Raw genomic sequence first — 12,544 nt, 5'->3', positions numbered from 1 at the left:
TTGAACAATCGTCAATTAATAATCCAAGCATTAGATCTCATCGAGGATCGTTTAACAACGCTTCTTCCTGTAGCTGTCCTCTCCAAAGAAATGGGTTACTCTCTTTATCATTTCACCCGTCTATTTCAAGCGGTCACTGGGATAGCACCTGGCGACTATATATTAAGACGCAGAATCACTGAGGCAGCATTGGATATTTTAAGAATGCCAGAGCGCTCTCTTCAGGACATCTCGCTAGATTATGACTTCAATAATTATGAGACCTTTACCCGCGCTTTCAAAAGAATGTTGCATACGACTCCTACCCTCGTCCGTAAAAGGCGTACTAAATCACAGCTCCCTTTACTACCTAGACTCTACGAACATGATTTACATCAAGCACCTATGGATAATATTATCTCCCCCCAACTCGTTGATTTGGGAGAAATCATTCTTCAGGGACCGTTAGTAAAGATAACCGATAATTACTCCGTTATCTCTAATACTTGGTCGCTGCTTTTTAGCAAGGTAACTACCATACATAAGCGCATACTTCCCGAAAAATATTATCAGCTTGGCTTCTGGCCAAACGATTATGAGGATAACGGATTTTCGATTATGTGTGCCTGCGAGCTTAATTCTTCACCTTCCATAGCACCGGATCACATAAGCCATTCGGATACTTCATCTAAATCAGAAATTTATACAGACAGCAATCGGGCACTACCCATTCATGTATTACCACCCGCCCGATATTTGAAATTCATCCACAGAGGCCGTTCTTGTGATATTCCTTCTACTTATAAATATATTTACGGAATCTGGCTCCCAAAAACAGAATACAGAATATCCATTCCTTTTGAATTGGAATTTTATGGAGAAGGGTACATAGGTCCGGATAATGAAAAATCTGTGAGCGAAATCTACATTCCATTAGAATTTATATAAAAAAGTCCGCATCTGATATGCAGACACGGACTTTGCTTAGTTTATCGGATTAACAGTTACTAGTCCTTATTGAATCTGAATTGTTAGCTCAAGCTCTTCATAGAACGTTTTTATTCTTTGTCCATCAGCATCTTTCAAAAGGTTCAAATCCTTATCAAACGTACAGGTATACGGCTTGATGGTTACGTATTTCGGTGTTTCAGAGAATGCAGCATATATTTTATCTACTATAAGAAGTGGTATAGCCGGATATAAATTGTATCCCCGATTGTACGGTTCAATGATGTTCCCTTGATCATCTTCGATCTGATAGAACACCTCCGTTGGACTATACTCCCCTGTTTGTTCTGGTGATACAGGAACTTCCCCCGTACTATTAATAACTATTCTAGTCGTTGCAGGCGTAATATCTAGATTCTTAACGGTATAACTAAACGCTCCTCTGCTCTTCGTTTGATCTGGAGTAAGCCTTATAGCCTCCTCAGTTACTTTTTTCACGGGTACTTGAAATACAAATGGCTCTTCGACTTGGGCTACAGGTACACTTACACTTACCTCAAATTCTTCCCCAAATTCCTCGGTGTTTTGAACCTCATTAAGCTCTAGTAAAAGTGTGTTCGATTGCCCGTAGATATCACCTGTTCTTGAAGAACCAAATATCACTTCTTTCCCATTAGGGAGTTTAACTACAGGCATTCCAAGCAACCCTTTTTCAGATTGATCAAAATCATTATTCCAAAAGTTCGTTATCTTAGCCATTACGAGATCATTTTGAATACCTTCTCTTTCGAACCCCAAAACCAGACGTGTACCATCATACATTACATCACTAATTTTCAAGGTTACTCCATCATGAGTAATACTAACGTCTGGATTAGTTGTAAGTCCTTTTCCAACAGCATTCTTCAGTCCCGAATCATCTAAATCACTAAAAATATTTCCTAGAATAGGAACCTGGCTCAGCTTGTCTGCCCAGGCGGGAGATACTAAACCAGTTCCAATAATCAACGTTCCAACTACCGCAGCTGTGCAGGCCGCAATCAACGTTTTCTTAAACAACTTGCCGTTTGTGTTCTTTTGTTGATTTCCCTGAACTTCCATCTTCTCAATTCGATTCATTATTTGTTCACTATAGCTTGTTATCGGCATTTCATGACTTCGGACAGTCTCAGCAATCTGCTGCAACCTCTGCTCATCCGTTCGATTTTGCCACTTCATCAAGTTGTATCCCTCCCTCGTAGATTTTTTCTGAAACAAGCTTCTTTCGTAACCGTTCATACCTCTTACGCAGCATTGACGGGCTACAACCCATGATCTGGCCCATTTCTTCAAAGCTATATTGCTCTACCACTTTAAGGATTAGCATGTTACTTTCTTCTGTTGAGAGATTGCTAAATAGCTGCTCTACCGGAGATTCATCGTTAAGTTCATAATAAGTCTTTGTTTGCAGTGCTGTATAAAGCTTAATCAGTCTGTTCCATCTCTTGCGTTTGCGAACCTGATCCAAGCAATGATGATAAGCCACTTTATACAGCCATGCATTAAAAGAGACTCGTTTCTCATAACGTCTGAGTTCCTGATACACTTTTACAAATATATCTTGCACAGCATCCTCTGCTTCTTCATGACTTCTCAAAATATAATAGCAATAAGTATGAATCTTTCTTTCATAGGCTTGTATTATAGTTCTATAGGCTTCGCGCTTACCCGTAAGAACCTGATCAATAGCCTCTTCAATTATTGTTTGATTCACTTGGACCCCGGGGCTGCGACGTTCCAAAGAATCACCTCCTTGTTATTGACTACAACTATATAACGAATGTGATCCCTTTAATTGTGACAGGCTCTAAAAAATATTCCAAATATGTTAAAAGCATTAACCAAAGACAAATAAAAAAGCGACTGCCCCGATTGATGCTCGGAGAAATCGCTTTTATATAATATTCCAAATTCACTATTTACTTACTTAATATCTTTTAACTCTAAACAAGCTTCAAAAAATATAGTATCACTATTCTGACCACGTACATATATACCATCATCGGTTACTGCCGAACGTAAAATAGTCAGTTCATCCCCAAACTTTGCTTCTTGTAGATAAGTAATCCGGAAGCGTGTAAACTCTGCATTATCCCATTCCGCTAAACTGAGTGCATCACAACATAAATCTCCGTATCGGGCATTATTCAGATGTCCGTTGCTATCCAGCCCACTATATCTTACCTGATACCGATAAGCTTCTTCCATAGTAATATCAGTAGGGATCGTTACCTTAACAGGCATATCGCCTACTGAATCGCCATTATAGTGCTTAACCTGAACTGGAAGAGCGTTCGGTCTGAGTATCTTTCTCTTCTCAATATCTACTAAAGCCCATATAGAACGCGCTCTGGCAATCTCTATATGATCTGCATCGAAAATACGATAATCCCGTTGCCATAAAGCCCCTTTAGTGCCTTTACTCCAGGTATGTACGCTAAGCACATCATTTGGGCGAGGAATACGCTTAAAATCAAGATCTAACGTAATCATCATCCAGCCCATTCCTGCATTCAGAATTTCTTCCACACTTATCCCCAAATTACCCACCGCGAAGTCTGCCGCACATTGCATGATATCCAGAATAAAGGATAACTTACCCTGCGAACGATAATCCGTGTCGCTCGCATGTACAGAAAAATCTTCTATCCACACAAGATTGCTACTGTTGTCCATTGTTTATCCTCCTACCATGCAAAATATCCTTGCATTTACTTGAAGTATCCACATATACCACTGCTCTATCCACATAAATTGGGGACTACTTTCATTTTTGAATATATTTTATTATTTCATCCACATGTTAGTAACTTTTATTTTTTCGTTATTTACCCATGACTTATCCACATTATTTAAATTAAGCGATAAAGGGAACAAAAAAGCCATTGTTGATAAATCAACAATGGCTTCGTGTGCTTGGCAACGTCCTACTCTCCCAGGACCCTTCGGTCCAAGTACCATCGGCGCTGGAGGGCTTAACGGTCGTGTTCGGGATGGGTACGCGTGGAACCCCTCCGCTATCGCCACCAAACATGCGTCTGTGAAACAGACGCTGCCGCGTGAAATTTGCTTCATCACCAGAAGTGAGAATAAATTTCTAAGCGTGTTACAGGCTTGATGCCTGAAAACTGAATCCGAATTGAATTTTCGTTTTAAGTATAGGATAAGCCCTCGACCGATTAGTATTGGTCAGCTCCATGCATTACTGCACTTCCACCTCCAACCTATCTACCTCGTCGTCTTCAAGGGGTCTTACTAATTGGGAAATCTCATCTTGAGGGGGGCTTCACGCTTAGATGCTTTCAGCGCTTATCCCGTCCGTACGTAGCTACCCAGCCATGCTTCTGGCGAAACAACTGGTGCACCAGCGGTACGTCCATCCCGGTCCTCTCGTACTAAGGACAGCTCCTCTCAAATTTCCTGCGCCCACGACAGATAGGGACCGAACTGTCTCACGACGTTCTGAACCCAGCTCGCGTACCGCTTTAATGGGCGAACAGCCCAACCCTTGGGACCTACTTCAGCCCCAGGATGCGATGAGCCGACATCGAGGTGCCAAACCTCCCCGTCGATGTGGACTCTTGGGGGAGATAAGCCTGTTATCCCCAGGGTAGCTTTTATCCGTTGAGCGATGGCCCTTCCATGCGGTACCACCGGATCACTAAGTCCGACTTTCGTCCCTGCTCGACTTGTAGGTCTCGCAGTCAAGCTCCCTTATGCCTTTGCACTCTTCGAATGATTTCCAACCATTCTGAGGGAACCTTGGAACGCCTCCGTTACTCTTTAGGAGGCGACCGCCCCAGTCAAACTGCCCGCCTGACACGGTCCCCGTACCCGATTAGGGCACTAGGTTAGAACCTAGATACGATCAGGGTGGTATCCCAACGGCGCCTCCACCGAAGCTTGCGCTCCGATTTCTACGGCTCCCACCTATCCTGTACAGATCGTACCCAAATTCAATATCAAGCTGCAGTAAAGCTCCATGGGGTCTTTCCGTCTTGTCGCGGGTAACCTGCATCTTCACAGGTATTAAAATTTCACCGGATCTCTCGTTGAGACAGCGCCCAAGTCGTTACGCCATTCGTGCGGGTCAGAATTTACCTGACAAGGAATTTCGCTACCTTAGGACCGTTATAGTTACGGCCGCCGTTTACTGGGGCTTCGGTTCATAGCTTCGGGTTACCCCTAACCACTCCCCTTAACCTTCCAGCACCGGGCAGGCGTCAGCCCGTATACTTCGCCTTGCGGCTTCGCACAGACCTGTGTTTTTGCTAAACAGTCGCTTGGGCCTTTTCACTGCGGCCCCCTCGTGCTATTCACACTACCGGGGCACCCCTTCTCCCGAAGTTACGGGGTCATTTTGCCGAGTTCCTTAACGAGAGTTCTTCCGCGCGCCTTAGAATTCTCTTCTCGCCTACCTGTGTCGGTTTGCGGTACGGGCACCTTCTCCTGGCTAGAGGCTTTTCTTGGCAGTGTGAGATCATGACCTTCGCTACTACAATTTTCGCTCCCCATCACAGCCCAGCCTTAATGATGTGCGGATTTGCCTACACATCAGCCTCACTGCTTAGACGGACATATCCATCAGTCCGCGTCACTACCCTCCTGCGTCACCCCATCGCTCATAGCGGATTACGGTGGTACAGTAATTTCAAACTGTTGTCCTTCGACTACGCCTTTCGGCCTCGCCTTAGGTCCCGACTTACCCTGAGCGGACGAGCCTTCCTCAGGAAACCTTGGGCTTTCGGCGGATCAGATTCTCACTGATCTTTTCGTTACTCATACCGGCATTCTCACTTGTATGCTGTCCAGCGCTCCTTACGGTACACCTTCAACCCACATACAACGCTCCCCTACCCCAGATACATAGTATCTAGCCATAGCTTCGGTGGTGTGTTTAGCCCCGTTACATTTTCGGCGCAGAGTCACTCGACCAGTGAGCTATTACGCACTCTTTCAATGGTGGCTGCTTCTAAGCCAACATCCTGGTTGTCTGTGCAACTCCACATCCTTTCCCACTTAACACACACTTGGGGACCTTAGCTGATGGTCTGGGCTGTTTCCCTTTTGACAATGGATCTTAGCACTCACTGTCTGACTCCCGGCAATAAGTATATGGCATTCGGAGTTTGACTGAGCTTGGTAATCCTTGCGGACCCCGCACCCAATCAGTGCTCTACCTCCACTACTCTTATACCGAGGCTAGCCCTAAAGCTATTTCGGGGAGAACCAGCTATCTCCGAGTTCGATTGGAATTTCTCCGCTACCCCCACCTCATCCCCGCACTTTTCAACGTGCGTGGGTTCGGGCCTCCAGTGCGTGTTACCGCACCTTCACCCTGGACAGGGGTAGATCACACGGTTTCGGGTCTACGTCCACATACTAAATCGCCCTATTCAGACTCGCTTTCGCTGCGGCTCCGTCTTCTCGACTTAACCTTGCATGTTAAACGTAACTCGCCGGTTCATTCTACAAAAGGCACGCCATCACCCATTAATAGGGCTCTGACTTTTTGTAAGCACACGGTTTCAGGTTCTATTTCACTCCCCTTCCGGGGTGCTTTTCACCTTTCCCTCACGGTACTGTTTCACTATCGGTCGCCAGGTAGTATTTAGCCTTAGCAGATGGTCCTGCTGGATTCATACGGGGTTTCACGTGCCCCGCACTACTCGGGATCCGTCTCGGAGAGAACACAGTTTAGGTTACAGGGCTTTTACCTCTATCGCGGGCCTTTCCAGACCTCTTCGCCTACCATATTCCTTTGTAACTCCATGTGAGACGTCCCACAACCCCTAAGAGCAAGCTCTTAGGTTTAGGCTGTTCCGCGTTCGCTCGCCGCTACTGACGGAATCACTATTGTTTTCTCTTCCTCAGGGTACTTAGATGTTTCAGTTCCCCTGGTCTGCCTCTACATACCCTATGTATTCAGGTATGAGTAACTGCGAATTACCACAGCTGGGTTTCCCCATTCGGACACCCCCGGATCAAAGCTTGCTTACAGCTCCCCGAGGCAGTTTCGTTGTTCGCCACGTCCTTCGTCGGCTCCTGGCGCCTAGGCATCCTCCGTGTGCTCTTATTAGCTTAACCTTGATTTCTCCGCAGGAAAATATCATACGATATCTCTCTTGGAATCATCTCACTAATAACATTTACTTGTTTGCACAAGTTGCTAAAAGATGTTCTAAAACGCAAATTCGTTTCGGTATCCAGTTTTCAAGGATCAAGTCTTACTTGAGAGCTTAAACTCTCAAAACTGAGCAACGAGTGAGTAACAGGCCTAAACCTGAGATTGTGGAAGTTTAACTTCCGATTTGAATGTCTTCATTGCAGAAGACGATTCTCCATAGAAAGGAGGTGATCCAGCCGCACCTTCCGATACGGCTACCTTGTTACGACTTCACCCCAATCATCTACCCCACCTTCGGCGGCTGGCTCCCTTGCGGGTTACCCCACCGACTTCGGGTGTTGTAAACTCTCGTGGTGTGACGGGCGGTGTGTACAAGACCCGGGAACGTATTCACCGCGGCATGCTGATCCGCGATTACTAGCAATTCCGACTTCATGCAGGCGAGTTGCAGCCTGCAATCCGAACTGAGACCGGCTTTGATGGGATTGGCTCCGCCTCGCGGCTTCGCTTCCCGTTGTACCGGCCATTGTAGTACGTGTGTAGCCCAGGTCATAAGGGGCATGATGATTTGACGTCATCCCCACCTTCCTCCGGTTTGTCACCGGCAGTCACTCTAGAGTGCCCAACATTACTTGCTGGCAACTAAAGTTAAGGGTTGCGCTCGTTGCGGGACTTAACCCAACATCTCACGACACGAGCTGACGACAACCATGCACCACCTGTCTCCTCTGTCCCGAAGGTCGCCACTATCTCTAGTGGATTCAGAGGGATGTCAAGACCTGGTAAGGTTCTTCGCGTTGCTTCGAATTAAACCACATACTCCACTGCTTGTGCGGGTCCCCGTCAATTCCTTTGAGTTTCAGTCTTGCGACCGTACTCCCCAGGCGGAGTGCTTACTGTGTTAACTTCGGCACCAAGGGTATCGAAACCCCTAACACCTAGCACTCATCGTTTACGGCGTGGACTACCAGGGTATCTAATCCTGTTTGCTCCCCACGCTTTCGCGCCTCAGCGTCAGTTACAGCCCAGAAAGTCGCCTTCGCCACTGGTGTTCCTCCACATATCTACGCATTTCACCGCTACACGTGGAATTCCACTTTCCTCTTCTGTACTCAAGTCACCCAGTTTCCAGTGCGACCTTAGGTTGAGCCCAAGGTTTAAACACCAGACTTAAATGACCGCCTGCGCGCGCTTTACGCCCAATAATTCCGGACAACGCTTGCCCCCTACGTATTACCGCGGCTGCTGGCACGTAGTTAGCCGGGGCTTTCTTCTCAGGTACCGTCACTCCGATAGCAGTTACTCTACCGGACGTTCTTCCCTGGCAACAGAGCTTTACGATCCGAAAACCTTCATCACTCACGCGGCGTTGCTCCGTCAGGCTTTCGCCCATTGCGGAAGATTCCCTACTGCTGCCTCCCGTAGGAGTCTGGGCCGTGTCTCAGTCCCAGTGTGGCCGTTCACCCTCTCAGGTCGGCTACGCATCGTCGCCTTGGTGGGCCGTTACCCCACCAACTAGCTAATGCGCCGCAGGCCCATCCCTCAGTGACAGATTGCTCCGTCTTTCATTCTTTCTTCAGGAGAAAAAAGAAATTATCCGGTATTAGCTACCGTTTCCGGTAGTTATCCCAGTCTAAGGGGCAGGTTGCCTACGTGTTACTCACCCGTCCGCCGCTAAGTTATTTCGAAAGCAAGCTTTCAAAATAACTCCGCTCGACTTGCATGTATTAGGCACGCCGCCAGCGTTCGTCCTGAGCCAGGATCAAACTCTCCAATTAGTATTGAAAAGAGCGATATGCTCATTTTGAAACATCTGACGAGAAAATTAATTCTCTAATTTGGATTTCACTTTCGTGATTTCCTACTCACTCGTTGTTCAGTTTTCAAAGATCAAGTTCTCGTTGGCGCCGTTTAATGTCTCAGCAGCAACTCTTATAATATATCATGTTGTTCTCAGTAATGCAAGCTTTATTTTTCGAAAGCCGTTTATATAACTCTCTCAAACATTGCCTGTACGCTGTCTAACAACGCTTAACTATAATAACCTATCTACTCATAGAAAAGCAACCCCTAATAGAAAAATAAACAACCAGCTTAATTATTAAGCTGGTTGTTTATTTAATAGAGTTATGATTCTAGCGTTTCAAATTAATAGTATTTTGCTGCAGTATACTTACTTGAAGCCTTAATAAAATCCGTATTCTTCTTACTCTTCGCTGCCGATGCATCTACCGTGGTATCAATAGTAACCCATTTCCCATCCATCAATACTTCATTCCATGCATGGTATTGCGTAACGTAGCTAGTATTCCCCATCACCAATTTAGCAGGCACATCTACACTACGCAGCATTGCGGCAAAAAGAGAAGCATAGTCATAGCAGATTCCCTTTTTAGTATTCAAAGTGTTGTTAATGTTCGGAATGTAATCTGTTGTTACATTATTAGCAAGAGAATAATCATATTGCACATTAGCAACTACATAGTTATAGATTGCTTTAACTTTCTCTTCATCTGTTGTTTTACCTTTTGTAAGCTCTTTAGCCTTAACGATTGCTTTATCAGAAGAACTCCATTTCACATTCTGTACGGAGCCCAAATATACGGAATTTGAGTCGTTCATAGTTAAATCTACTACTTCAGAATAGAGAGCCTTATATTTATTACCCGTTGTATTCTCAAGAACAGAAACTTTATAAGTCCCATTCCCTTGTTGCAAAGGGAAGTCCTCAGCTTGTCCAGAAGCATATAAATTGTATGTATAGCTACTGTTATCTTTTGTGATCATCAGCTTAACTCTTTTATCTTTTGGAATATCGTAGTTAATACCGATTACACCTTGAGCCAATTTGGATGTATTCAACCAGTTTGAATCTGCGCTTGCAGCTTGAGCTGTGCTTACTGGAACCGAAGTAATCAGCACGAACAGCGCCACCATCATAAAATAAACCTTTTTCACGGATAAAACTCCTTTCGGTAGCTGGCTGCCATCCTTTCGGGAAGGCCCTTTAGCTTTGCGTCCCTACCTTTCGATAGGTTTGCCGTTATCGTATAAGCTCTATCTGTTCTAATTTCGCTAGACAAATTAACAGAATCAGTCCAAGTAGAAATATGAATCTTAGATTCTTATATATTTTATAAAAACAAAAAAAGCCTCTTCATTCGGTAACTGGCTGCCATCCTTACGGGAAGGCCCTTTAGCTTTGCGTCCCTACCTTTCGATAGGTTTGCCGTTTATCGTGTTTAGCTTTTATAGTCTTATACTACCATATTTATCCTCGTAAACAAGAACAAAATTGCTAGTTTTACTATTATTTTATAGTTATCTCTCTGTATTTCAGTTCTCTTGTCATTTCTCATCAACTATTAGGTAAGCTTAGCATGAACAATCAAACGATGTGTAGGATCTACTAGTGGGTCACACGTAATTAGAGTAAGAATCTTATCCTTGTTATTCCCGTCAAGAACAGACACATCACTGGGAAGTACAACAGAAATATCATAAACCTCGTAATTATATACCTGATCGCTCGTTTTTACCGTGATTACATCCCCAACCACAACTTCATTCAATCTGTTAAACAATCTGCCCGTAGTTCTAGCTCTATGAGCAGCTATTGCGGCGTTCCCGATTTCTCCAAGCGGGGCCGTTTCTTTCATATGGGCCGCAGCATGCTTCATATTTGCTTTTGTTGCTCCTTCTAATACTGGCAGCTTCAGATCAATCTTAGCAATCTCTATTAATGCGATAACTTTGCCGCCCACTTCAATCTCCGGTTCTGGCTTTTCTGTTTCTTGAGGCTGTGCCTGTGCATCTAGAACGGATTCCTCTGCTAGTAGCTGAGTGACCTCGGCATATCTACTCTTCAGATCAGGTGGTGGAGTGCTTTCGATGGTGCTCAGTTCAGCCGTTTCTAATAGCTTCTCCTGCTGCCAGTCGTTATACCATTCGTTAGCTTTTGGATAGAGCATGATAAGGATCCCAGCCAGTATGAGCACATACGAGAATTTACGCATGATTTTCACCTCCGTGGATTGGTTCTACTGCACTTTAGAATACCCATTTACGACTTCCGAAGAAGTTAATGATCACCGTCACAAACGTTACTAATACCTTAGAGATCAACACTTGAATGCCTAGTTTGTCAGTCAACAGATGCATTAGCAACAGCGATATTCCGAGCACTACCAGATTCAGTATGATAAACTTCAGCAACTGAGCCTTATCAAAGCCCTCTTTACTGCCACGATTGTGATCCTTGAAGGTAACTTTTTTATTCAAAATAAAGCTGTTCGCTGTCCCTGCACTATAAGAAATCACCTGTGCCAACGCATATACCATTCCAAGTGAGTTCAGTAATGTGAAGATTACGAAATCAATTAGGGTATTCACCAAACCTACGGCATTAAATTTAAGAAACTGTATAAATGCAGCGCGTAAGTTCTTATCTGACATTATTGTAGTCCTTCCGGCGATCCACTTGTTCCTCGTTAGGATATCCTTTAGTCTCACTTACAATATATAGCGGTCTATCCTTAGACTCGTCATAAATCCGTCCGATATATTCTCCAATTACACCTAACAGCATCAGAACGATACCATTAAAGAGCAAATTGACGCCTACAATGGAAGCCCAACCTGGAACCGTCCATGATGTGAAGAAGATTCTTTGAAATAAGACGAAGAATAAATAGAGAAAGCTAGAAAAGGATAGAAAAAATCCAACATACGTAGCAATTTTAAGTGGTTTATGGGAAAAGGAAGTGATACCATCTAGCGCAAAACGAATCATTTTCTTGAGCGGATACTTGGTTTCACCTGCATAACGCTCTTCCCGCTCATACTCCACCATCGTCTGCTTAAAGCCGACCCAGCTTACCAAACCTCTGACATACCGATTTTTTTCCTTGAGCCCCCGTAAGACATCACATACTTTACGATCAATAAGACGGAAATCGCCTGTATCCGTAGGAATGTCCACACTTGTCATGCTGCTGAGCAGCCGATAAAACAGCTTCGCCGTTACCTTCTTGAACATCGTCTCCCCACGGCGCTTCAGCCGCTTCGCATACACAACATCATAGCCCTCTTTCCACTTCTCGATCATTTGCAAAATGACCTCAGGCGGATCTTGAAGGTCAGCGTCAATAACAACGACCGCTTGACCTTCAGCATAGTCCATGCCAGCTGTAATCGCTACCTGATGTCCGAAATTACGCGAGAAGTCAATTAGCTTGACGCATTCATCTCGATCACTGATCTCCCGAATCATCTGGGCCGAACGATCACGACTTCCGTCATTAACGAAGACTAGCTCATAAGTATCGCCGCATTCGTCCATTACTTTTTTCAAACGTTCGTAAGTAACGCTAATTACTTGCTCCTCATTGAACATGGGTACAATTACACTATATCTGGCTTTCACCTTTATTCCTCCTACAAGCTTTATGG

Annotated in this window: 8 protein-coding genes, 3 rRNA genes and 2 riboswitches; of the genes, 1 reads left to right on the top strand and 10 read right to left on the bottom strand. The window is 44.7% G+C overall.

From position 1 onward, the window contains the following. Entirely contained in the window at window positions 1–927 is a 927-nt protein-coding gene (locus R50345_RS03100; protein WP_042124016.1) for an AraC family transcriptional regulator, read from the top strand. A gap of 66 nt (window positions 928–993) precedes the next feature. Here the strand turns inward: R50345_RS03100 and R50345_RS03095 are convergent, their stop codons facing one another. The 10 genes from R50345_RS03095 to R50345_RS03050 form a co-directional block, all read right to left on the bottom strand. Then, window positions 994–2,145 (bottom strand): DUF4179 domain-containing protein, encoded by a 1,152-nt coding sequence (locus tag R50345_RS03095; RefSeq protein WP_042124014.1) that lies wholly within the window; start codon window positions 2,143–2,145, stop codon window positions 994–996. Continuing rightward, on the bottom strand, window positions 2,120–2,707 hold the full coding sequence (locus R50345_RS03090; protein ID WP_042124012.1) for an RNA polymerase sigma factor: 588 nt from the start codon (window positions 2,705–2,707) through the stop codon (window positions 2,120–2,122). The genes R50345_RS03095 and R50345_RS03090 overlap by 26 nt, the downstream gene beginning before the upstream one ends. A 182-nt stretch (window positions 2,708–2,889) precedes the next feature. Continuing rightward, complete coding sequence (locus R50345_RS03085; protein WP_042124010.1) at window positions 2,890–3,642, bottom strand: acyl-[acyl-carrier-protein] thioesterase; 753 nt, start codon at window positions 3,640–3,642, stop codon at window positions 2,890–2,892. A gap of 238 nt (window positions 3,643–3,880) precedes the next feature. Beyond that, window positions 3,881–3,997 (bottom strand): 5S ribosomal RNA (rrf, locus tag R50345_RS03080). Window positions 3,998–4,125: 128 nt separating this feature from the next. Further along, window positions 4,126–7,053, bottom strand: a 23S ribosomal RNA gene (locus R50345_RS03075). Window positions 7,054–7,313: 260 nt separating this feature from the next. Continuing rightward, window positions 7,314–8,871 (bottom strand): 16S ribosomal RNA (locus R50345_RS03070). Together the 16S, 23S and 5S rRNA genes form the textbook arrangement of a ribosomal RNA operon. A gap of 370 nt (window positions 8,872–9,241) precedes the next feature. Next, entirely contained in the window at window positions 9,242–10,051 is an 810-nt protein-coding gene (locus R50345_RS03065; protein WP_081389696.1) for a transglutaminase-like domain-containing protein, read from the bottom strand. 13 nt (window positions 10,052–10,064) lie between these two features. Beyond that, a riboswitch (cyclic di-GMP riboswitch) is annotated at window positions 10,065–10,145 on the bottom strand. Window positions 10,146–10,253: 108 nt separating this feature from the next. Next, window positions 10,254–10,334, bottom strand: a riboswitch (cyclic di-GMP riboswitch). A 124-nt stretch (window positions 10,335–10,458) separates the two neighbouring features. Continuing rightward, window positions 10,459–11,109, bottom strand: a complete 651-nt coding sequence (locus tag R50345_RS03060) for a class D sortase (RefSeq protein WP_042124008.1) — start codon at window positions 11,107–11,109, stop codon at window positions 10,459–10,461. Between the two features lie 34 nt (window positions 11,110–11,143). Beyond that, the gene (locus R50345_RS03055) at window positions 11,144–11,548 is read right to left on the bottom strand and encodes a GtrA family protein (protein WP_042124006.1); all 405 of its coding nucleotides are present in this window, start codon (window positions 11,546–11,548) and stop codon (window positions 11,144–11,146) included. Further along, a complete protein-coding gene (locus tag R50345_RS03050; RefSeq protein WP_076116865.1) occupies window positions 11,538–12,518 on the bottom strand; it encodes a glycosyltransferase family 2 protein in 981 nt (326 codons plus the stop codon). The genes R50345_RS03055 and R50345_RS03050 overlap by 11 nt, the downstream gene beginning before the upstream one ends. Between the last annotated feature and the right edge of the window lie 26 nt (window positions 12,519–12,544).

The sequence above is a fragment of the Paenibacillus sp. FSL R5-0345 genome, from assembly GCF_000758585.1.
In the GTDB taxonomy this organism is placed as follows: domain Bacteria; phylum Bacillota; class Bacilli; order Paenibacillales; family Paenibacillaceae; genus Paenibacillus_AQ.
This window is presented reverse-complemented; position numbering and strand designations above follow the sequence as displayed.

Excerpts from the sequence above, each read along its gene's own strand:
- R50345_RS03060 (WP_042124008.1), bottom strand. The coding sequence starts at position 11,109 with ATGCGTAAATTCTCGTATGTGCTCATACTGGCTGGGATCCTTATCATG.
- R50345_RS03095 (WP_042124014.1), bottom strand. The coding sequence starts at position 2,145 with ATGAAGTGGCAAAATCGAACGGATGAGCAGAGGTTGCAGCAGATTGCT.
- R50345_RS03085 (WP_042124010.1), bottom strand. The coding sequence starts at position 3,642 with ATGGACAACAGTAGCAATCTTGTGTGGATAGAAGATTTTTCTGTACAT.
- R50345_RS03055 (WP_042124006.1), bottom strand. The coding sequence starts at position 11,548 with ATGTCAGATAAGAACTTACGCGCTGCATTTATACAGTTTCTTAAATTT.